This is a genomic window from Rhizobium sp. X9, assembly GCF_018873185.1.
Classification (GTDB): Bacteria; Pseudomonadota; Alphaproteobacteria; order Rhizobiales; family Rhizobiaceae; genus Agrobacterium; species Agrobacterium oryzihabitans.
On sequence record NZ_CP071312.1, the window covers coordinates 105045 to 125774 of the forward strand.

19 protein-coding genes and 1 pseudogene are annotated in these 20730 nt (G+C 59.2%); 5 read left to right on the forward strand and 15 right to left on the reverse strand.

Translation table 11 applies throughout. From position 1 onward, the window contains the following. Positions 1-14: 14 nt before the first annotated feature. Complete coding sequence (locus tag JZY08_RS15645; RefSeq protein WP_082185879.1) at positions 15-1328, reverse strand: sugar ABC transporter substrate-binding protein; 1314 nt, start codon at positions 1326-1328, stop codon at positions 15-17. A gap of 307 nt (positions 1329-1635) precedes the next feature. On the opposite strand from JZY08_RS15645, the gene JZY08_RS15650 reads away from it, so the two are divergent. The 5 genes from JZY08_RS15650 to JZY08_RS15670 all read left to right on the forward strand — a co-directional run bounded on the left by JZY08_RS15650 (position 1636) and on the right by JZY08_RS15670 (position 6932). Continuing rightward, positions 1636-2643 carry a sugar kinase gene (locus JZY08_RS15650; protein WP_216332384.1) on the forward strand — a complete coding sequence of 336 codons (1008 nt, stop codon included), beginning with the start codon at positions 1636-1638 and terminating at the stop codon, positions 2641-2643. Beyond that, positions 2640-3917 (forward strand): D-tagatose-bisphosphate aldolase, class II, non-catalytic subunit, encoded by a 1278-nt coding sequence (locus JZY08_RS15655; protein WP_216332385.1) that lies wholly within the window; start codon positions 2640-2642, stop codon positions 3915-3917. Before JZY08_RS15650 ends, JZY08_RS15655 begins: the two co-directional genes overlap by 4 nt. A 65-nt stretch (positions 3918-3982) precedes the next feature. After that, complete coding sequence (locus tag JZY08_RS15660; protein WP_135855660.1) at positions 3983-4855, forward strand: carbohydrate ABC transporter permease; 873 nt, start codon at positions 3983-3985, stop codon at positions 4853-4855. A gap of 241 nt (positions 4856-5096) precedes the next feature. Then, the gene (locus JZY08_RS15665; RefSeq protein ID WP_129565653.1) at positions 5097-5921 is read left to right on the forward strand and encodes a carbohydrate ABC transporter permease; all 825 of its coding nucleotides are present in this window, start codon (positions 5097-5099) and stop codon (positions 5919-5921) included. Positions 5922-5933: 12 nt separating this feature from the next. Beyond that, a complete protein-coding gene (locus JZY08_RS15670; protein WP_082184902.1) occupies positions 5934-6932 on the forward strand; it encodes an ABC transporter ATP-binding protein in 999 nt (332 codons plus the stop codon). 229 nt (positions 6933-7161) lie between these two features. Here JZY08_RS15670 and JZY08_RS15675 read toward each other — a convergent pair whose 3' ends face one another. From JZY08_RS15675 to tnpB, 14 genes and pseudogenes are all read right to left on the reverse strand, one after another. Then, positions 7162-8238: an ABC transporter ATP-binding protein gene (locus JZY08_RS15675; protein WP_216332386.1), complete on the reverse strand. Its 1077-nt coding sequence runs from the start codon at positions 8236-8238 to the stop codon at positions 7162-7164. 4 nt (positions 8239-8242) lie between these two features. Continuing rightward, entirely contained in the window at positions 8243-9073 is an 831-nt protein-coding gene (locus tag JZY08_RS15680; protein ID WP_003499970.1) for a carbohydrate ABC transporter permease, read from the reverse strand. A gap of 3 nt (positions 9074-9076) precedes the next feature. Further along, on the reverse strand, positions 9077-10021 hold the full coding sequence (locus JZY08_RS15685) for a carbohydrate ABC transporter permease (protein ID WP_003525091.1): 945 nt from the start codon (positions 10019-10021) through the stop codon (positions 9077-9079). A gap of 151 nt (positions 10022-10172) precedes the next feature. Then, on the reverse strand, positions 10173-11432 hold the full coding sequence (locus JZY08_RS15690; protein WP_003499972.1) for a sugar ABC transporter substrate-binding protein: 1260 nt from the start codon (positions 11430-11432) through the stop codon (positions 10173-10175). Between the two features lie 37 nt (positions 11433-11469). Then, a pseudogene (locus tag JZY08_RS15695) lies at positions 11470-11940 on the reverse strand (PLP-dependent transferase); the annotation flags it as partial. 178 nt (positions 11941-12118) lie between these two features. Beyond that, positions 12119-13099, reverse strand: coding sequence for an ExeA family protein (locus JZY08_RS15700; protein ID WP_003501092.1), 981 nt, complete (start codon positions 13097-13099; stop codon positions 12119-12121). Next, positions 13096-14748, reverse strand: a complete 1653-nt coding sequence (locus JZY08_RS15705; RefSeq protein ID WP_003501095.1) for an IS481 family transposase — start codon at positions 14746-14748, stop codon at positions 13096-13098. Before JZY08_RS15705 ends, JZY08_RS15700 begins: the two co-directional genes overlap by 4 nt. Further along, positions 14741-15337, reverse strand: coding sequence for a recombinase family protein (locus JZY08_RS15710; protein ID WP_024710158.1), 597 nt, complete (start codon positions 15335-15337; stop codon positions 14741-14743). Before JZY08_RS15710 ends, JZY08_RS15705 begins: the two co-directional genes overlap by 8 nt. Before the next feature lie 345 nt (positions 15338-15682). Then, the gene (locus tag JZY08_RS15715; protein WP_003501100.1) at positions 15683-16603 is read right to left on the reverse strand and encodes a LysR family transcriptional regulator; all 921 of its coding nucleotides are present in this window, start codon (positions 16601-16603) and stop codon (positions 15683-15685) included. A 12-nt stretch (positions 16604-16615) separates the two neighbouring features. Continuing rightward, on the reverse strand, positions 16616-17614 hold the full coding sequence (locus JZY08_RS15720; protein ID WP_003501101.1) for a phosphonate dehydrogenase: 999 nt from the start codon (positions 17612-17614) through the stop codon (positions 16616-16618). A gap of 13 nt (positions 17615-17627) precedes the next feature. Continuing rightward, the gene (phnE, locus tag JZY08_RS15725) at positions 17628-18434 is read right to left on the reverse strand and encodes a phosphonate ABC transporter, permease protein PhnE (protein ID WP_006473411.1); all 807 of its coding nucleotides are present in this window, start codon (positions 18432-18434) and stop codon (positions 17628-17630) included. Between the two features lie 70 nt (positions 18435-18504). Beyond that, positions 18505-19353, reverse strand: coding sequence for a phosphate/phosphite/phosphonate ABC transporter substrate-binding protein (gene phnD / locus JZY08_RS15730; RefSeq protein ID WP_003501103.1), 849 nt, complete (start codon positions 19351-19353; stop codon positions 18505-18507). After that, the gene (gene phnC, locus JZY08_RS15735) at positions 19350-20159 is read right to left on the reverse strand and encodes a phosphonate ABC transporter ATP-binding protein (protein WP_006473175.1); all 810 of its coding nucleotides are present in this window, start codon (positions 20157-20159) and stop codon (positions 19350-19352) included. Before phnC ends, phnD begins: the two co-directional genes overlap by 4 nt. Before the next feature lie 208 nt (positions 20160-20367). After that, on the reverse strand, positions 20368-20661 hold the full coding sequence (tnpB, locus tag JZY08_RS27775) for an IS66 family insertion sequence element accessory protein TnpB (RefSeq protein ID WP_080600525.1): 294 nt from the start codon (positions 20659-20661) through the stop codon (positions 20368-20370). Between the last annotated feature and the right edge of the window lie 69 nt (positions 20662-20730).

Below are 20730 nucleotides of genomic sequence, written 5' to 3' on the forward strand. Positions count from 1 at the left end.
CCGGGAGGACGCGGCTACTTGATGTAGCCCGCGCGGGTCATGTCACGCTCGACCTGTTTCTGCGCGCCTTCGAGTGCCGAATCGACGGTCTGCTGGCCGGAAAGGGCTGCCGCGATCTGCTGGCCGACAATCGTGCCGATGGACTGGAATTCCGGAATGGCGACGAACTGCACGCCGGTATAGGGAACCGGATCCTTGGTCGGCTTGGACGGGTCAGCCGACATGATGGCTTTCAGCACCGTATCCGCAAATGGCGCCGCCTTCTTGTATTCCGGCAGGTCATAGGTGGATTTGCGCGTGCCGGGCGGCACCGCGACCCAGCCTTCGCTTTCGCCAACCGTCTTCACGTAATCCTTCGAGGTCGCCCATTTGACGAAGGACTTGGCGGTTTCGAGCTTCTTGGAAGTGTTCGGGATTGCAAGGTTCCACGACCACGACCAGCTGGAGCCGTTCGGCGTTGCCTCCACCGGAGCGCGCGTGAAAGCAGTCTTGTCCGCAACCTGGCTCTGCTTGGGATCATAGACCCGGCCCGCAGCCGAGGTGGCGTCGATCCACATGGCGCAGCGGCCGGATGAAAACAGCGTCTGGTTCTCGTTGAAGCCGTTGGCTGCCGCGCCGGGCGGGCCATAAGACGTCATCAGCGCCACATAATCCGAGATCGCCTTTTTCCACGGCTCGCTCGTCAGCTGCGGCTTCCAGTCCATGTCAAACCAGCGGCCGCCATAGGTGTTGATCATGGTGCCGAGGAAAGCCATGTTTTCGCCCCAGCCCGGCTTGCCGCGCAGGCAGATGCCATATTGCTGCTTCGACTTGTCTGTCAGCTTGGCGGCGAAATCCTTGATCTGGTCGTAGCTCGGATTGTCAGGCATTTTCAGGCCGGCAGCGTCGAACAGGTCCTTGCGGTAAAGGGTGAACGAGCTCTCGGTATAAAACGGCACGGCATAAAGCTTGCCATCCACCGTCAGGCCCTTTTTGATCGGGTCGAGCAGATCGGCGTAATCGTAATCGTCGCCGAGATCATCAACCGGCGCCAGCCAGCCCTGCTTGCCCCAGATCGGCGCTTCGTAACCGCCGATGGTCATGATGTCGAACTGGCCGCCATTGGTGGCGATATCGGTGGTGACGCGTTCGCGCAGAACATTCTCTTCCAGCACGATCCAGTTGATCTTGTTTCCTGTTTCCTTCTCCCAGGCGCTGGAAAGCTTCTGCATGATGATCATGTCGCCATTATTGACGGTGGCGATGTTGATCTCTTCCGCCTGTGCAAGTCCGGCCAAAAGGCCCGCTCCAACCACAGACGACGACAGAATTCCAATGAATTTGCTCATGAGACCCGCTCCTCCTTTACGGATGTCCACGCACAACAATACATGCGTAAATTTTTATCTCGCAAACTCACGCCACTTGTCAACATCCAAAAATAAACGATGACGCGCGAACATACGGGCATATTACCCTAATCGTTTGTTTTAACGCCAATAATAGCACTAAAAATTATTGCCATACCGATTTCACTTGCTGCGTTGCAACAAAATTTCTGCCAAACAATATCTTGACGCGCGTAAATTTTAACTGCTATCCGGAAAACAACAGAGCCGCGATGCCGGGGTTTGCACCCCGCATGGATGGAGCCGAATGCATATGGAGGAGACGATGAGGCAGGTATCCGCACTGGCGCCGCACGCGAAGGGCCCGACGATTACGGCGGGTGAAATCCTCGTGGAAATCATGGCGACGACGGTGGGCGACGGCTTTCTGGAGCCACAATCGCTGATCGGCCCTTTCCCGAGCGGCGCACCCGCCATCTTCATCGATCAGGTGGCACGCTGCGGCGGAACCGCCGGCATCATCGCGGCGGTCGGCGATGACGATTTCGGCCGCCTCAACATCGAACGGCTGCGCCGCGACGGCGTCGACATATCGGCCATCGCCACCATAGAGGACCGGCCGACCGGCAGCGCTTTTGTCCGCTACAGGGAGAACGGCGCGCGGGACTTCGTTTTCAATATCGCCCATTCGGCGGCGCGCGAAACGCGCATGACGGTTGAAGCAAAGGCTCTCATCGAACAGGCGGGTCATGTGCACGTCATGGGATCGGCATTTGCGATTGCCGGTATCGGCGAGATCATTCTGGAGGCGATCAAAAGCGTCAAGGCGCGCGGCGGCTCGGTATCTTTCGATCCGAACATCCGCAAGGAACTGGTGCAGGGCAATGAGGGCCGCAAGCTGATCGATGATCTCCTTGGTGTCACCGACCTTCTGCTGCCTTCCGGCGAAGAACTTCAGGCAGCCTCCGGTCTGGATGATGAGAACGCAGCGATAGAAAAGCTCCTCGCCTCCGGTATCGGCGAGATCGTGCTGAAACGCGGTGCCGGCGGGGCAAGCCACTTCAGCCGCGCCCATGGCCGCATCGACGCCCCCGGGCTGAGGGTCACCGAAATCGATCCGACCGGTGCGGGCGACTGTTTCGGCGCAACCTATCTCACCTGCCGCCGCCTCGGCATGCATCCCGCGCAGGCACTGACTTATGCCAATGCATCAGGCGCGCACAACGTTATCAGGCGCGGCCCGATGGAGGGCGCCGCCAGCCTTTCCGAACTCGACGCCTTCCTGGCCGCACAAACTTCCGGAGAAGCCCGATGACCGGCATATTGGAAAACCTCGCCGCCGCGCGCCGCGCCGGCAAGCCCGCGGGCATCACGTCGGTCTGCTCCGCCCACCCCGTTGTTCTGCGCGCCGCGATCCGCCGCGCCGCCGCCAGTCAAACAGCCGTGTTGATTGAGGCGACCTGCAATCAGGTCAATCACCTCGGCGGTTATACCGGCATGACCCCGCGCGACTTCGTTGCCTTCGTCAACGCCATTGCGCAGGAAGAAGGACTGCCCTCAGAGCTGCTGATTTTCGGCGGCGATCATCTCGGCCCCAATCCCTGGCGCAGGGAGAAAGCCGAGGATGCGCTGACAAAGGCCGCCACCATGGTCGAAGCCTATGTAACAGCGGGTTTTCGCAAGATTCATCTGGATGCATCGATGGGCTGCGCCGGCGAGCCGGCGGCGTTGGATGACGTGACGATTGCCAACCGCGCCGCGAAACTCGCGGCCGTCTCAGAAAAGGCCGCCACCGATGCCGGCCTGCCGAAACCGCTCTACATTCTCGGCACCGAAGTGCCGGTGCCGGGCGGCGCCGATCACGTGCTCGACACGGTGGCACCCACGGAGCCGCAGGCGGCGCGCCAGACCATCGACCTTCACCGCGAGATATTCGCGCAGCACGATCTTTCCGATGCGTTCGAACGGGTCATCGCCTTCGTCGTGCAGCCCGGCGTGGAATTCGGCAGCGACAATGTCGTTGCTTATGATCCGCAGGCAGCCACGGCGCTCAGCGCGGTGTTGGACGGCGAACCGCAACTGGTCTTCGAGGCACATTCGACGGATTATCAGACGAGACCAGCGCTAGCCGCTCTGGTGCGCGATGGATATCCGATCCTGAAAGTCGGTCCTGGCCTGACTTTCGCTTACCGAGAGGCGCTTTATGCTCTCGATATGATCGCATCCGAGATGGTCGGTGATTATGGCGAGCGGCCGCTGGCGCGGACCATGGAAAAGCTGATGCTCGGCGCACCCGGCGACTGGCAGGGTCATTACCATGGTGATGACATCACGCTCAGATTGCAGCGTCACTACAGCTACAGTGATCGAATCCGCTATTACTGGACGAGGCCGGAGGCGCTCGCGGCCGTTTCCGCCTTGCATAAGGCGCTTGAAGGGAAGACAATTCCCGAAACGCTGCTGCGCCAATATCTCGGCGAGTTGCCGCTCGCCACGGTTGCGGGCAAGGATATGGAGGAGGTTCTGGTCGCGGCGGTGGATCAGGTGCTGGCGACCTACCATGCGGCGACGGGCGAAGGGCGCCACTGAGGCAATCGTTGAATTAGGATGCCCCGGCGGAGACGTTGCGGGGATGGTCAGGGAGGGAACTACCAATGGCAACCCGAAACACGAGCGGTCTTGCGCGGGTGATGCTTGCGCCATCGGTGCTGCTGTTGCTGGTGTGGATGATCGTGCCTCTGGCGATGACGCTGTGGTTCTCGTTCCAGAACTACAATCTCCTCAACCCCGCCAATGTCAGCTTTGCGGGCCTGTTCAATTACCAGTATTTCTACACCGATCCGGCCTTCTTCCAGTCGATCTGGAACACGCTTTTGATCGTCGGCGGCGTGCTGTTGATCACCGTCATCGGCGGCATCGCCATTGCGCTCCTGCTCGACAATGACATTTTCGGCCAGGGCATCGTGCGCATCATGATCATCTCGCCTTTCTTCGTCATGCCGCCGGTGGCAGCTTTGGTGTGGAAGAACATGATCATGCATCCCGGTTACGGCGTGCTCGCCGATCTCTCGCGCTTCTTCGGTTTCCAGCCGGTCGACTGGTTCGCGCAGTTTCCGCTGCTCTCCATCATCATCATCGTCGCCTGGCAATGGCTGCCGTTCGCGACGCTGATCCTGCTGACCGCCCTGCAGTCGCTCGATGGCGAGCAGAAGGAAGCGGCCGAGATGGATGGCGCCAATTTCGTCAACCGTTTCATCTACCTGACGCTGCCGCATCTGTCGCGCGCCATCACCGTCGTCATTTTGATCCAGACGATCTTCCTGCTCGGCGTCTACGCGGAAATCCTCGTCACCACCAATGGCGGGCCCGGTTATGCCTCGACCAACCTTGCCTTCCTCATCTATCGCACGGCGCTTCTGGGTTACGACGTCGGCGGCGCATCGGCCGGCGGCATCATCGCCGTCGTGCTCGCCAATATCGTCGCCATCTTCCTGATGCGCGCCGTCGGCAAGAACCTGGATCGTTGAGAAGAAGGACACGGGCAATGATCTTATCTTCGAACGTATCCTCCAGCACCCCTCATTCCTGTGCTCGTCACAGGAATCCAGCCGACGCGCGTCGGCGCGGCGGGAAGACTCTTTCTCAGCCCAAAGACTTGGGCTGGCTGGATCCCTGTGACAAGCACAGGGATGAGGGAGGTGGGGATGCCTCCGTCTCCACACCAAAACGGCCCCGTGCTTTTACCGCTACCTCAGGGGAGGTCTAATCATGGCCCGCAAGACAACCACACGTGCGAAGATCGGCTTTTCCATCGCGGCATGGGCCGTGGCGCTCCTGCTGTTCTTCCCGATCCTCTATGCCTTCCTCACCTCGCTCAAGACCGAACCGGAGGCAATCGCCGGCTTCAGCCTCATTCCCTCGGGCACGCTCGAAAACTACATCACCGTGCAGACCCAGCGCGATTACTTCAAGCCGTTCATGAACTCGGTGGTGCTGTCGCTCGGCTCGACGATCATCGCGCTGATCATTGCCATTCCCGCCGCCTGGGCCATGGCGTTCTCGCCGACCAAGCGCACCAAGGACATTTTGATGTGGATGCTGTCCACCAAGATGATGCCGGCCGTCGCCGTGCTGGTGCCGATCTACCTGATCTTCCGCAATGCCGGCCTGCTCGATACCCGCATCGGGCTCACCGTCATGCTCACCTTCATCAACCTGCCGATCGTGGTGTGGATGCTTTACACCTACTTCCGCGAAATCCCCGGCGAGATTCTCGAAGCTGCCCGCATGGATGGCGCATCCTTGTGGAACGAGATCGTGCATGTGCTGACGCCGATGGCGGTGCCGGGCATTGCCTCGACGCTGCTTTTGAACGTCATCCTCGCCTGGAACGAATCCTTCTGGACCATCCGGCTGACGACCACCAATGCAGCCCCGCTGACGGCCTTCATCGCCTCCTTCTCCTCACCGCAGGGGCTGTTCTGGGCCAAGCTCTCGGCCGCCTCGATGATGGCGATCGCCCCCATTCTCGTCATCGGCTGGTTCTCGCAGAAACAACTCGTGCGTGGCCTCACCTTTGGCGCCGTGAAATAAGGAACGACAATAATGGGCAGCATTTCCCTTCAGAACGTGTCCAAGCTCTTCGGTGAGGCAAAAGTCATCCCGTCGATCGATCTCGATATCCATGACGGCGAGTTCGTCGTCTTCGTCGGCCCGTCCGGCTGCGGCAAGTCAACGCTGCTGCGCCTGATTGCCGGGCTGGAAGACGTCTCCGGCGGCAGAATCGTCATCGACGGCAACGACGCCACAGAAAAGGCCCCGGCCGAGCGCGGCCTTGCCATGGTGTTCCAGTCCTATGCGCTTTATCCGCATATGAGCGTGCGCAACAACATCGCCTTCCCGCTGAAGATGGCCAAGCTCGACAAGGCCGTCATCGATAAAAAGGTCGACGATGCCGCCCGCATCCTCAATCTCACCGATTATCTCGAACGCCGGCCCTCGCAGCTGTCCGGCGGCCAGCGCCAGCGCGTCGCCATCGGCCGCGCCATCGTGCGCGAACCGAAGGCGTTTCTGTTCGACGAACCGCTTTCCAACCTCGATGCGGCGCTGCGCGGCACCATGCGGCTGGAAATCTCCGAGCTGCACAACACGCTGAAGACGACGATGATCTATGTCACCCACGACCAGGTGGAGGCCATGACCATGGCCGACAAGATCGTCGTCTTGAACCGCGGCAATATCGAGCAGGTCGGCTCACCGATGGAGCTTTACCGCTCCCCCGCCAACCTCTTCGTCGCCGGCTTCATCGGCTCGCCGCGCATGAACCTGGTGACCGGCGATTACGCCCGCAGCAAGGGCGCCACCACCGCCGGTGTGCGGCCCGAGCACCTGAAGCTGTCGAAGGACAGCGGTCTCTGGCAAGGCAAGGTCACGGTTGCCGAACATCTCGGCTCGGATACCTTCCTGCATCTCGATGTTCCCGGCATCGGGCCGATCACCGCAAGGACCGATGGCGAGTTCGAATGCAGGCATGGCGATACCGTCTTCATCACGCCCGACGAGACCAAGATCCACAGGTTCGATGACAAGGGTATCGCAATATGACGGGGAGACTGGAAGGATAATCTGACGCCAGAGGCGCGGCGTTTACAAAGGCTCCCAACTTTCCGTCATTCCGGCCTTGAGCCGGAATCCAGCCATCCCAAGTTCTTGGGCTGAAAGGGGTCTCCCGCCGCGCAGACGCGCGTCGGCTGGATTCCGGCTCAAGGCCGGAATGACGGAGGTGGATGTGCAACCGCACAGAAAATCTTCCTGCCGAGTACTATGCCAAACCTCACGCCTCGCCGATCCTGACACCGTCTCTGTCAAAGACATGAAGCCGTTCCTGCGGGAAACCGACCCGCAGGAACTTGCCCGGCTGCAACAGCGCCCGGTCCGATGAAAACAGCTTGAAGGGCAATCCGTGTACGGTGAGATGCAGGATGACGCCGAGGCCGGTCGGCTCAACGAGATCGACGGTTGCCTCGACACCGCCCTCGGCGGGCGAAACAGTGACATGTTCCGGCCGGATGCCGAGTGTGACAGGTTCACCGTCGGCAAGCTTCACATCGCGGCCGAGTTCAAGGCGCGTGCCATCGCCGAGCACGACGAAACTGCCGCCATTCTCCCGTCCGATCCGCCCTTCCAGAAAATTCATGCCCGGTGAGCCGATGAAACCAGCGACAAAAAGATTGGCGGGGCGATCGTAAAGATCGAGCGGCGCGCCGATCTGCTGCACATGGCCGGCATTCATCGCGACAATACGCGAGGCGAGCGTCATCGCCTCGATCTGGTCATGGGTGACGTAAACCGAGGTTGCTCCGAGATCGGCATGCATGCGCTTGATTTCGGCGCGCATCTGCTCGCGAAGCCGGGCATCGAGATTGGAGAGCGGCTCATCGAACAGGAAGGCCTTGGGCTGGCGCACGATGGCGCGGCCCATGGCAACGCGCTGGCGCTGGCCGCCGGAGAGCGCCTTTGGACGGCGCGCCAGATAGGGATCGAGCCCGAGCTTTGCGGAGGCGCCGGCCACGGCGGCCGCAATGGTTTCCTTGGTGCTGCGGCGCAGGCGCAGGCTGTAGCTCATATTGTCGGCGACACTCATATGCGGATAGAGGGCATAGGACTGGAACACCATGGCGATGTCGCGATCCTTCGGTCTGCGATCGTTGACACGCTCGCCGTCGATGGACAAATCACCTGATGATATCTCTTCCAGACCCGCGATCATGCGCAGCAGCGTCGATTTTCCGCAGCCGGAGGGGCCGACGAGGACGATGAACTCGCCATCCTCGATCTTGAGATCGACGCCGTGCAGCACGGCGAGGTCGCCATAGGTCTTGCCGACATTCTTCAGCTCGATGGAAGCCATGGGATTATCCTTTCACCGCGCCGGCCGTCAGGCCCTGCACGAGATAACGTTGAATGAGCAGGAAGAAGAGGCAGGCCGGAATGAGCGCCAGAACGCCCGCGGCCATCATCTGCCCGAAATCGACGGAAAATTTGGAAACGAAGGTCAGAAGCCCGACCGGGAAGGTGGCGCTCTGATTGCCCGAAATCAGCATCAGCGCAAACAGAAGCTCGCTCCAGGCGGCAGTGAAGACGAAGCCCAGAGTGGCGGCGATGCCCGGCAAGGTGAGCGGCAGGATGATCTGGCGGAAGGCCGTAAACCGGCTCGCCCCGTCGATCATCGCCGCCTCTTCCAGATCCTTCGGAATGCCATCGAAGAACGACTGCATGAGGAAGGTGGCGAAGGGCACGTTGAAGGCGGTGTAGACGATGACGAGGCCCGTCAGGCTGTTGGTGAGGCCGAGGGGCGACAGCATCTTGAAGATCGGCGCGACCAGCATGACCAGCGGAAACATCTGGGTGATCAGCATCAGCGCGACGATCCAGTATTTGCCCTTGAAGCGGAAGCGCGACAGCGCATAGCCTGATAGTGACGAGAGTACCGTAACGGCAAGCGCCGTGGAGCCGGCGACGATGACACTGTTCTTAAAAAACGTCGGGAAGGCACTGTTTTCTATGACGAAACGATAGTGATCCCATGTCGCGCGCGAGGGCCACATCCGCACACCTTCGCTGTAAAGCAGGTCATTCGGCGTGACGGAGACCTTGAGCAGCCAGAACAGCGGAAAAAGCGCAAAGGCGATATAGGCGAGGATCGCGAGGCGATGGGCAAGGGTGAGGAATATCCTTGATGTCATCGGTCAGTCCTTCTCGATCAGGCGCTGGCGCAAAAGCACGATCAGCATGGAATAGGCGAGCAGCAGCACCAGAAGCACCAGCGCGATGGCCGAGGCATAACCGAAATCCAGACGCCGGAAGGCCTGGGTGAAGATATAGCTGGCGACGATCTGCGTGCGGTCGGCCGGTCCCCCATTGGTCATGACGATGATGAGATCGGCGAAATTGGCGATCCAGACGGTGCGCAACAGGATGGTGATGGCGATGGTGGGTGCCAGGAATGGCAGGGTGATGGAGGTGAAACGCTGCAGCGGGTTCGCGCCGTCGATTTCCGCCGCCTCGTAAAGATCGCGCGGGATGGCCTGAAGTGCGGCAAGCAAAGTGATGGCGAAGAAGGGAATGCCCCACCAGACATTGGCGATGATCGGCCCCCACATGGCAAGCTGCGGATCGGCGAGGATATTGTTGGGTGCGGATAACAGCCCGAGCGACACCATCCAGTGTGGCAGCGGCCCAATGACCGGGTTGAACAGCCATGCCCAGTTGAGACCCGCAAGAAAGGTCGGCACCGCCCATGGCAGGAAGACCAGCGCCTGCGCCAACCCCCTGCCCGCGAAAGGCTTGTCCAGCAGCAGCGCCAGAATGAGGCCGAAGAAAAATTGCAGGAAGACGGAAGCGCCCGTCCACCACAGCGTATTTTTCAGCGCCCGGTAAAAGGCCGCATCCTGCGACAGCGCCTCCAGATGTTTCAGGCCAACGAAACCGCCGGAAAACGGATTGAGCAGCTGCACATCGCGAAAGGCATAGGAGAGGCCAAGCACCAGCGGCACCAGCATGACGGCGACGATGAGCACCAGCACGGGCGCGCTGTAGAGCCAGGGTTCGGCCCAATCGGCAAACCTTCGCATCGCTGGTTTGCCAGCCGGTTTGCGCGCGGCCACCGGCCCGGCGCCATGGGCATAGGACATTGTATCGCTCCCTGAACGGACGACGGAACGGACGGGTTTTCCAGCCTCTCGGCTTACCGATCCGAAAAATTGCAGGAAAAGGCCTGTCGCAGCGAAGGCCGGCAAGACCCGCCGCACGGGCATTTTTCGCCCGCGCGGCTGGTCAGTGTCGTTACTTCGAGGCCAGGAACTTCTGCTGCGCCTTGGTCATGTAATCTGCCCATTGCTTGGCGAGGTCTTCCGGCGTGATATCGCCGAGAAGCGCTTCCTGCGATGTCTTGATCACAAGCGAATCCTTGAAGAAGGCGAATTCCTCAAGATAGGTCGGCATCGTCGTCGGCACGGCGTTCTTGTCGGCGAGTTCGTCGAACCAGCCCTTGAACTGCTCGCTGGCATAGAAGGGATCCTTCTCCGCCGACTTGTGCACCGGCAGCGCGCCGGTCTTCTTGTTCCACTCGATATTGCCTTCTGGCCCTTCAAGCGTCTCGACCAGCTTCCACGAGAGGTCCTTGTTGGCGGAGGCCGACATGATCGACCAGCCGGCGAAACCGATGGTCGGGAAGGTCTTGCCGTCAGGTCCCTTGGGCATGGTCATGACGCCGAAATCTTCCGGCTTCATGCGCTGGGCGATGGCGATAAGGGCATCGGGATCCTGATCAAGGAAAGCGCAGGTGCCGGAATAAAAGCCGGCAACGATCTCGTTGAAGCCCCAGTTGACGCTGTCCTTCGGCGCCAGCCCGTTCTTGTAGAGATCAATCACATAGGTCAGGCCCTTCACCCAGCCGGGGCTGTCGAAGGTGGATGTGCCGTCCTTGGTGAAAAACTCGTTCGAGCCCGCCATGGATGCACCGAACATGACCCAGCCGTTAAGGCCACCCGGCCCGCCGCGAAGGCAATAGCCGTATTTGCCGGGAAGTGCCGCGACCTTCTTGGAGGCATCGGCGAACTCGTCGAGCGTCTTCGGCGGCTCCTTCACGCCGGCCTGTTCCAGCAGTTTCTTGTTGTAGAACATGGCCCTGAGGTAGAAACCATAGGGCAGCATATAGGCCGTTTCCTTCACGTCGCGGCCGAGTTCGAGCGTGCGCTCGCTGAGGCCTGCTGTGTGCTCCCACTTGGCGAGATAGGGCTCGAGGCTTTCGAGCATGCCGTTATTGGCGTAGAGCGAAAGCCAGGTGTCGGGCATTTCCATCACGTCGGGAATATCGCCGGCCGACACCATAGTGGCGAATTTCTGGAAGGCTTCGCTCCACGGAAGGGAGATGATTTCCACCTTGGTGCCGGGATTGGCCGCTTCGAATTTCGAAACGATGCCCTTCAGCGTTTCCGTCCGCTCGGGACTTGTGATGACTTCGACCAGTTTCAAGGTCGTGTCCGCCAGCGCCGTTCCGGTCATCAGGGCGGTGAAGATTGCTGCTGCTACCAGTTTTTTCATGTCGTTCTCCCCTTTTTGTCGTCGGTTTAAAAACGCGTCAGGCGGCGGCAGACGCCGCCTTGATCGCGGGTTCGAGGTCGTTCCAGAGCGCCTCCGTGCCCTCCAGTCCGATATGCAGGCGCACCGAACGCGCGCTGATGCCGAAGGTGTGGGCGGAGTTCGGCTGCGCCTTCTGTTCGAGCACCACTTCCCCCGGAACGATCAGGCTTTCGTGCCCGCCCCAGGAAACACCCAGTTTGAAAAGCTTGAGGCGATCGGCGAAAGCGCGCACATCCACCCCTTCCTTGAAAATGAAGGAAAACAGGCCCGACGTGCCGTTAAGGCCGGGCGGCAGGCGGTTCGCCAGCCCCGGATGGCAGACCTTTTCCACCACATCGAGCGCCTGCAGGCGGCTCGCAATGTCCAGCGCCGAGGCCTGATGGGCTCGCATGCGCAGCGGCAGGGTGCGCAAACCACGGATGAGCAGCCATGCATCGAAGGGCGACATCTTGCCACCGAGATAGGGATAGGTGTAGCGGCTTGCCAACATAAGCGCCTCTGCTCGCAAACATCGGCATTTTCTGCTCGAATTATCTGACAATGGAGCGGGCGTCGTGCTCACGCTCTTTGCCAATGTGCTCGCAAACATCCGGGTCTGCTTGCAAACATCCGCCACGTGCTCAGATTAATTGCCAGCGACGGCATGGTCAAACCGGGACGCCTGCCTGTCGTAGTTGCTCGGTCAGCTGACGGGAATATTCGGGATCAAGGGTGCCCGCCAGGAAGGCGCGGATATCCGACGGCCGAGCATTGAGGTGCGTGACCAGAGCCGTCGCATCGTAACCATTTCGGGTCAACGTCGGTTCGAGATCGTCGATGGCGCGGGACAGGACCTGCTCGACGATTTCGGCGGTAACCGGCTTGGCGCCGAGGCGAAAGCCCTGCTCGAATGCGAGGGTGAGATGCATCTCGATCTGAAGCGGCGTGCGCAAACGTTCGGCGATGAGGTCGATGGCTTCTTCCTCGAGGAGTTCGCCAACCTTTACGCCTTCGGCCGCACAGGCGCCAAGCAGCCAGGCAACATAGTCGCGGCGCGCGGAGCCGATCCCCTCGTAGTCAAAAATGGTCGTGCGGTAGCCAATCTCCTCCATTTGCGGCCGGCGCAGATCATTGCGCAACCGGGGATGCCCGACAAGAAGTACGGAAAGGAGCACGCCGGCGTCGGCGACCACCTCCATCAGTCGCTTCAGGCCGGTTAAGGTCTTGTGGTGCAGGTCATGGGCCTCGTCGACCACGAGGACGATCGGCCGTTTGCCTTTTTTCATGATGTCGCGCAGGTCGCGCTCCCGGCGCTCGGCCTGCTTGGGGATCTTGACCTGCGCACGATCGCCGGGAGACAAGTCGTAGAACAGGGCTTCAATGAGCGATGGCAGCGAAGTGCGCCGCTTGTCGACCGCCAGCGATTTGGCGAGTGCGACCTTGCCGGCTTTGGTGAGTTCGGCCTCGATGCGGCGCAAAAGGTGGGTTTTCCCCGAACCGACCAGGCCGGAGACCACGACAAGCCGACCGGTCTGGACGGCCGCACACACCTCGCGGATGATCGTGCGCTGATGCTCGGTCTCAAAGTTGCCGGCCCCTTGGAAAGGCCGGTCGAGGCCGTAACTGGATTGAACGTCAGCGAGCATCATTCTTCCTTTCTTCGCGCCTGGAAGCGTTCGCGGATACGGGCCGCGATCATCTTTTTGTCGAGTGTTTCTCCAAGCAGTTCATTGATGAAGGCGCGGTCACCGGCATTCATCGCGCCGATCGGCCGGCCGAGCTGGTCGGCGATGGCCCCACGGGCTGCGAGGCCATTTGGATAAGCGGTCTCTATTGCGGGTTCCGGAAACGGTGTCCGCCGTACACTCAGCCCAGCCGTGGTCGGGGGCAGCGAAGGCAATGGACGATCCCCGCCGGTGACCGCGGCGCGGGGGAGCCCAAGTTGGTCTGCCAGGCGCACCACCTTGTCGAGCCGCTCTTCGAGCTTGCTCTTCTGGTATTTGCGATAGCGAAAGAGGGGAACCGCCCCGCGCGAAGGTTGGAATGGACCGAAGCGCTTGCCCTCATGCTCGACGAACAGTTCCTGATCGAACAGGCCCCAGAGCAAGGTCACCGTTTCGCCGGCAAGTTCGGGCTCGACCTCATAGGATGCGCCTTCGACCGATACGGTCGCGTCTCCAGCAACCGTCCGTCGTTCCGGTTCGCGCGCAAAGGCGCAGAACCGCTCCCAGGAGCACATCGCCCGCACCCCGTCAGGAGGAAGATGCCGCAGCCAATCCTCGATGCGTGCATGAGACTCTGTGCGATGGTCGCCGTTATTGTAGGTGACCAAGGCGCGCCTGAGCCAAAGGTTGGCTTCCTCTTCGTCCTTCGGCTTGTGGAAATGATAGAGGGTCTCGTGCACTTCCTTGATCGTGCGAAACGGCCGCTCGACCTTGCCTTTCGCTCGCGCCGGCGTGCGCCGCTCGCTGTCCGACGGGGGCATATGCGTGAGAACCCGGACACCAAGGCTACCCATGACGGACTGGAAAACGCGCGAGCGGCTCACCGGCCCGTTATCCATATGGATGGTCGTTGGAATCCCCTGAAGCGGCAGTTCCGGTTCAGGCTTGGCGGCGAAGGCATTGTAGAGAAAGCGCAAGGCGGACTCCGCGTCCTCGCCGTAGACGGAGCGGTATTCCTGATAGCTCGCGCCGGAGCGATCATCGACCACGGAGAACAGCATCAGCGTCGGCCGGCCGCGCCCTTCCTCGACCCAAAGCGGCGCTTCCACCTGCTTCAGGTCGGACGGGCTCATGTCGAAGTGCCAGAGTTCGTTGGAACGCCGCGCCTGGAATCGGACGGCAGCCACCGGGCGGGTGACGCGCGCATAATCCAGGCCGGAAACACGCAGCAGCCGATCGACCGTTGCGCGTTTCAAGATGCCGGGCGGTGCACGGACCAGGCCATCGGGCGTCACCACGCCGTCTTCCTCAAGCAGCTTGATGGCGCGCGCCGTGGAGATATGCCGCCCCTTCCGGTTCGCCGTTCTGATCTTCAGGGCCGCGATGATTTCGGCATAGGTTTCCATCTCCGGCTGCGGGGCGATCCGGGAGGTTCCGTGATCGGCGCGCCGTACGGATTTCGGGCGGTTCAACTCCCGCAGCGCCCGATACAGGGTCCAGATCGAGATGCCGTAGGCATCGGCGGCACGAGCAACAATCTCGGTACGGCCTGGATCACGGGGAGAAAGCAGCGACAATCGGCGTCGAAGATCGACAAGAGCCTCTCCGGGCGGCCGCTTTCTCCGCTCAGCCATGGACGTCCTCGGATTCCACTGTTTTGGGAGAGCCACCCTTCTTGCCGATATGACGATAGAGGGTTGCAACAGAAACCCCCATGCGCTGCGCAATATTGCGTACCGGTATGCTGCCTTCCTTCATCAGGGCGCGCGCCGCGGCAATATCGCCCGGGCGCATCGCGGGCGGGCGGCCACCCTTGCGGCCACGTTGCCGCGCCTCGACCAGTCCAGCCGTCGTGCGTTCGCGGATCAGAGCACGTTCGAACTGGGCGATCGCACCGAAGACATGGAAGGTCAGCATGCCGCCCGGCGTCGTCGTATCAATGCTCTCGGTCAAGGACACGAGCCCGATCTTCGCGCGCTCCAACTCTTCCGCCGTCGCGATGAGCTTCTTTAGCGATCGCGCCAACCGATCGAGTTTCCAGACAACGAGCGTGTCACCAGTGCGAAGCACGTCGGAGAGAATTCGGCCCAATTCCGGGCGGTCATCGCGAGCGCCTGACCCGCGCTCGGTAAACACCTTCTCGCAACCGGCGCGTCTCAGCGCCTCAAGCTGAAGCTCCGGATTTTGATCGATCGTGCTGACCCTGGCGTACCCGACCCGCATAGCCATCCAAATGTTCTTGAAAGTCGTTGGACACATAGCATTTTGCGACAACCGTTTCTATAACAGTTTTGAGAAGATTCCATCGCGCCATTCAAGGGGCGTGACGGCATGCGCTATGGCATGCTCAAAAACCCTCGTTTATGACAAACGATCCATGGAAACCAACTATGTGTCTGACGGCCGAATATTCGCGACATGGAGCAGGGAACCTTACGCATCGAAAATCGGGCGGTCCCCGATCTTGTCCCCTTGTATGGGATACTCCGGGAATTGAGGCGGCGATACCAAAGGATGCGGTCGGCCAGGCCGTTACCATGTTCGAGCCGCAGGAATGCGCCAACTACTTCAAATCTTGCGGATATGACCCCGAGTAATGTGGACGTGCTCTAGGTCACCCAGAGGGGCGCTCGCATCGAGTATAACCTTAAGCGCGATTGCTTCCGGTGAACCATCCTCCATATGTACGGGATGTACAGCCCACACAGACTTTTCGAGAACCACATTCTCAACAGAAACCTCATAAAGCCTACCCGACGCGAGCTCATCGAGGACAGTGCTCCTCATCACGATCGAAATGCCGAGACCAGCTCGAACTGCATGCTTCACAGCCTCAGTGCTCCCGACATTGAATGAGATTGGGAATTGCTCTGCCGCTTGGCCGAAGGCCTCGCGGAGCACGGATCCGGTACCGGTTCCACGTTCTCCGCCAATGAGGGACTCTTGAAATAACTCTGCCGCTTCAATTGTTTTTCGCGTCCTCCAATTATGCTGTGGGGATACGATTATTACCAGCTTTTCCTTCCGCCAAAGGCGGGCTTGATATCCTTTTCGATCGTCCCACCATTCGGTAAAGGCTAGATCAATCTCCTTCCTCAAGAGCTTTTCGATGATTTCAGGATTTGAGGCAACGGCCACCTCAGGTGGCCGGCCTTGAGCATCCTGTAAACGCTTCAAGTGGACTGGCAAAATATAGGTACCGATGTTAGTACTGGCACCCAACGTAATCCGGCCGCTGTGCAGGCGGTCCAGAGATCTCTTCGTGACGGTCAAAAGGCTGCGTGCGAATGGCAAGAATACGAGCCCTTGCCGAGTCGGCACACACTTGTCCTTCCTCCTCTCGACCAGCCGCACCCCTAGTATATCCTCCAATCGTTTCACATTATGTGAGACAGTCGGTTGGGATATCTGAAGCCGTCGCGACGCCTCGTGAAAGCTGCCAGTTTCGATTACCTCTATGAATGCTGCGACATGCGAAAGGCTAAACATTACTTTCTCTAATCAAGGAATTAGTTGAACCTCGTTAATTGCCGCACGAGGTCTTCGGCCTTGGACAAAATCTATAATGTTGTCAGCAGCCTCGTGCTCGATAGCCAAACGCGACTTCGCCACTGCTGAGCCTATGTGGGGTGTCAAGATCGAATCATGTTCGCGATTGAGGAGACCCCCGTGGACCTTGTCAGGCCGGTCGGGTCTGGCCCAGTCCTCCATCTCATAAACATCAGCGGCGTAGCCTCCCAAGCGCCCCGCCTGCAATGCAGCGACAACAGCCTCTTCATCAACCACGCTTCCGCGTGCAGGATTGATAAGAAGTGCTCCTTTGGGCATTTTGGCGAGTTGTTCAGCGCCGAGGAGATGCTTCGTTTCGGCCGAAAGCGGGAGTGCACACACAAGAAAGGTAGACGACGAGATCAACTGGTCAAATTCAAGAGGCTTTACGTTCAGTCTGATCTCATCGGCTTTGTCCAGGGATTGACGATCCCAGTACGACACAATGGCGCCGAAGGTACTTAGGCGCTGTGCTATAGCTTTTCCGATCGCTCCCATCCCTAAAATGCCGATTGCTGTGCCCTGCAGCCCAAGGCCGTAAAACCGAGGGCGCCAACCTTTGTAATCCCTCCTGACGCTCTTGTCGCCTGGCAGAATGTGCCGCCCAAGAGCAATCATCAGACCGATTGTAAGTTCGGCTGTCGGGTCAGTGAGAAGATCGGACACTATCGTGACGTGGACTCCACGCTGCGTGCAGGCTTCGATGTCGAAGTTATCGAAGCCTTTCAGCGCACATGCCACAAGTTGAAGATCGGGAGCGTGCGCGAGTACAGACGCGTCGATCATGTCCGGCATGAACGCCATCATCGCCTTGGCGTCGCTCAATTCTGCGAGCAGTTTCTCGCGGGGCCATGTATCATCAGTATCGTTGCAAACTAAACGAGCGTGGGGAGATAGCTTTGAGATAATCTCCTCGTGGACGCGATGGGTGATTACTACCTTTGGGAGCATTTAATTTATCCTTCTATTGCAGCTGGCGGCGGAGGAGAGCGCCGACCTGGTCAACGATGGTGACCATCAGAAGGACAACGAGCATGATCGCAAGAACCTCCTGATAATTCATGATCCGGAGGGATGTCATCAACTCGAAACCGATACCACCAGCTCCCACAGTGCCCAGGATTGTCGAGGCGCGGAAGTTGTACTCCCACCGATAGATGGTCACATCGGCCAATTGCGGTAGAACTTGTGGCAAGATCGCCCGCGTCACGATCTGGAACGGCGACGCACCAGCTGCGCGTGCGGCTTCTATAGGCGCATTATCGCAATGCTCGATCGCCTCCGCAAAGAACTTGCCCACCATGCCAACCGAGTGAAGACCAAGAGCCAGCACGCCTGGGAGCGCTCCAAATCCCACTGCCGCCACGAAGACGATGCCCATAATCAGCTCCGGGATCGACCGTAGACCATTCAACAATCCACGCGAGATCATATAGATGACAGCGTTGGGTGCTGTTTTCCCTGAGGCGAAAAAGCCAACTGGAAGTGATATCAGTACCGCGATCGCAGTCCCAGCTATACTCATCGCCAGAGTGTCGATGAGAGGGCTGATCCACTCCAAGCCTCGGTTGAAATCCGGGGGAAACATTTCCGTACCGAGCTGCCAGAGCGCAGGAAACCCAGATCCCAGACGCTCCAGATCAAGAAGACCGGAGTGATAACTGCTAACAATGATCACACACGCAATTGCCAACGCGATCACGCCAGCTCTGGTCCAAGCTTTGTTTTGATGTTGAAGGATAGAGTCGTAGTCGGCCGACGGCTGTGTCATCACATATCCTGGAAGAAAGGACGCAGGCCAGCGCCTGCGTCGAAAGGTGAGAAACTGTCTCGAACGCGCCTTACTGACTCAGGTCCAAGTTCAGCACTTTACCGAGCTCACGGACGACGTCGTAGGCTTTGTCATCGATCGGAGCGAACCCATCGGCTTTGAAGGATGCCAATACCTTTTCGTCTTTAAGGTCGATGAAGGCTTTGGTGATCGCCTCTTTCAACGAAGTGTCAAGATCCGACCGCATGGTCCAGGGGTACTGCGGGAACGGATCGGACTCGGCGAGGGCGATAACTTTCTTAGGATCAATGGTGCCACGAGCGACCATTGAATTGTAGATGGGCAACGAAAGTCCGCCAATCTGAGCATTGCCATTCTGCACTGCAATAGCCACGGCATCATGCGACCCTACGAAGTTCTCGCTATAGTCTTTTCCAGCCTCAACTCCGGCCTTAAGCAGCATAGATTTCGGGATAAGGTGGCTTGAGGTGGAAGCCACGTCCCCAAACGCGACCTTTTTCCCTTTTGCATCTTCAAGGCTTTCGATGCCAGCCTCTGCATTGGCGACAACTACAGCGCGATAGGTGGTTTCGCCATCCTTCATAAGTGCTGCGAAAGGCTCGATATCAGCCTTGGTTTTCGCGAGCGTGTAAGAGAGCGGCCCGAAATAAGCCAACTCAAGCCGGCCGAAACGCATCGCTTCGATCATTGACGAGTAGTCGGTCGTTACGATCAGTTCAATCTCCCGACCGAGTGTCTTCTCAAGATACTCCTCGAGAGGACGATTGTTTTTGATGACAGTGGCGGCGTTCTCGTCCGGTAGCAACGCGACGCGCAATGTCTCTGGATTTGAGCCAGCATGCGCCAACGAACTCCAGCCAAGAACGGCGAGGAATGCGAGGGACAGAAGCTTCTTCATAATGCGGCCTCCATGGCAGCTAAAGGTTGATCATACTCGTAGTTGGACAAATCTTGTGTTGTGGTCGGATTTCTTGGGGCGCTGCGGTAGATCGACGCACACATTTGATCGGTCAGTTCGTCGACAGCGGCGTCCGCAACCACTTCCCCGTCGCGCATAGCAATGACCCGGTCGCCGAACCGGCGAGCTAGATCGATCTGATGAAGGCTGATCACAGCAGTGATGCCGTCGGCTGTGCATATTTCGCGAAGCTGCGACAGGACCTCGACAGCCGTTTCAGGGTCCAGACTTGCAACGGGCTCATCTGCAAGGACCAGTTGGGGCTTCTGGACCAGCGCGCGCGCAATGCCCACCCGTTGCTGCTGACCGCCGGATAGTTGATCCGCCCTGACGAGAGCCTTATCAAGAAGGCCTACGCGTTCAAGGCATTCCAACCCCAGCCTTCGATCCGAACGCGGCATAGGGAACAACGTACGCCAGCCAGAGTGGTAGCCCAGGCGGCCCGTCATGACGTTGTCGAGCGCGCTCAAGCGCCCTATGAGTTGGTGCTGCTGGAATATCATCCCAGTTCGCCTTCGGTGAATGCGAAGCTTAGTTTCCGCATCCAGAGCACCAATATCGTTAGAAGTGATCGAACCAGACGTCGGCGCAACCAAGCCGTTGAGTGTCCGGATGAGGGTAGATTTGCCTGCGCCGGATCTACCGAGGAGCACGACGAACTGACCCTGGTTGAACGTCAATGTCGTTGTCTTCAAAGCTTGGGTGCCGTTGGCATAGGTCACGGCAACTCCGTTCAGAGCCAGCATCACAATAATCCTGATCGTTAGTGGTGCATCGATTGAATATTTGCATCACTATGGGCGACATATGACGTCCGTTTATCAGGCTCGTGAAACTTCAATGACAGCACTTAAACTCAGCTCTACCTCCTCGCGTAGCTGCGATGGAGAAATTTCACCCAGAGCCGCCTGATCATGACGGCCCGGTCCCAATTCTACACCACCTTGACGGATGCTATCCCATATTCGGCCAGATAAACCGGCCCTTCTCCAGCCGCCGGGTAAAAAGGCAGGCGCCCAGACCATCATGCCAGATGATCTTCAAAATATCCGATCTGCGGCCCCTGAAGACGAAGAGATGCCCTGACAACGGATCATGCTGCAGAACCTCCTGCACCCGAAGCGCCAAGGAGGGAAAGCCACAGCGCATGTCCGTATATCCGCGCCTTCCTGGCGGGCACCCTTGATCCCGAATATTCCCGTCAGCTGACCGAGCAACTACGACAGGCAGGCGTCCCGGTTTGACCATGCCGTCGCTGGCAATTAATCTGAGCACGTGGCGGATGTTTGCAAGCAGACCCGGATGTTTGCGAGCACA

Excerpts from the sequence above, each read along its gene's own strand:
- phnC (WP_006473175.1), bottom strand. The coding sequence starts at position 20,159 with ATGCTGGCTCTGAACGGAGTTGCCGTGACCTATGCCAACGGCACCCAA.
- JZY08_RS15680 (WP_003499970.1), bottom strand. The coding sequence starts at position 9,073 with ATGACATCAAGGATATTCCTCACCCTTGCCCATCGCCTCGCGATCCTC.
- tnpB (WP_080600525.1), bottom strand. The coding sequence starts at position 20,661 with ATGGTCAAACCGGGACGCCTGCCTGTCGTAGTTGCTCGGTCAGCTGAC.
- JZY08_RS15675 (WP_216332386.1), bottom strand. The coding sequence starts at position 8,238 with ATGGCTTCCATCGAGCTGAAGAATGTCGGCAAGACCTATGGCGACCTC.
- JZY08_RS15700 (WP_003501092.1), bottom strand. The coding sequence starts at position 13,099 with ATGATGCTCGCTGACGTTCAATCCAGTTACGGCCTCGACCGGCCTTTC.
- JZY08_RS15685 (WP_003525091.1), bottom strand. The coding sequence starts at position 10,021 with ATGTCCTATGCCCATGGCGCCGGGCCGGTGGCCGCGCGCAAACCGGCT.
- phnE (WP_006473411.1), bottom strand. The coding sequence starts at position 18,434 with ATGACACAGCCGTCGGCCGACTACGACTCTATCCTTCAACATCAAAAC.
- JZY08_RS15645 (WP_082185879.1), bottom strand. The coding sequence starts at position 1,328 with ATGAGCAAATTCATTGGAATTCTGTCGTCGTCTGTGGTTGGAGCGGGC.
- JZY08_RS15650 (WP_216332384.1), top strand. The coding sequence starts at position 1,636 with ATGCATATGGAGGAGACGATGAGGCAGGTATCCGCACTGGCGCCGCAC.
- phnD (WP_003501103.1), bottom strand. The coding sequence starts at position 19,353 with ATGAAGAAGCTTCTGTCCCTCGCATTCCTCGCCGTTCTTGGCTGGAGT.
- JZY08_RS15660 (WP_135855660.1), top strand. The coding sequence starts at position 3,983 with ATGGCAACCCGAAACACGAGCGGTCTTGCGCGGGTGATGCTTGCGCCA.
- JZY08_RS15710 (WP_024710158.1), bottom strand. The coding sequence starts at position 15,337 with ATGCGGGTCGGGTACGCCAGGGTCAGCACGATCGATCAAAATCCGGAG.
- JZY08_RS15670 (WP_082184902.1), top strand. The coding sequence starts at position 5,934 with ATGGGCAGCATTTCCCTTCAGAACGTGTCCAAGCTCTTCGGTGAGGCA.
- JZY08_RS15690 (WP_003499972.1), bottom strand. The coding sequence starts at position 11,432 with ATGAAAAAACTGGTAGCAGCAGCAATCTTCACCGCCCTGATGACCGGA.
- JZY08_RS15705 (WP_003501095.1), bottom strand. The coding sequence starts at position 14,748 with ATGGCTGAGCGGAGAAAGCGGCCGCCCGGAGAGGCTCTTGTCGATCTT.
- JZY08_RS15720 (WP_003501101.1), bottom strand. The coding sequence starts at position 17,614 with ATGCTCCCAAAGGTAGTAATCACCCATCGCGTCCACGAGGAGATTATC.
- JZY08_RS15665 (WP_129565653.1), top strand. The coding sequence starts at position 5,097 with ATGGCCCGCAAGACAACCACACGTGCGAAGATCGGCTTTTCCATCGCG.
- JZY08_RS15655 (WP_216332385.1), top strand. The coding sequence starts at position 2,640 with ATGACCGGCATATTGGAAAACCTCGCCGCCGCGCGCCGCGCCGGCAAG.
- JZY08_RS15715 (WP_003501100.1), bottom strand. The coding sequence starts at position 16,603 with ATGTTTAGCCTTTCGCATGTCGCAGCATTCATAGAGGTAATCGAAACT.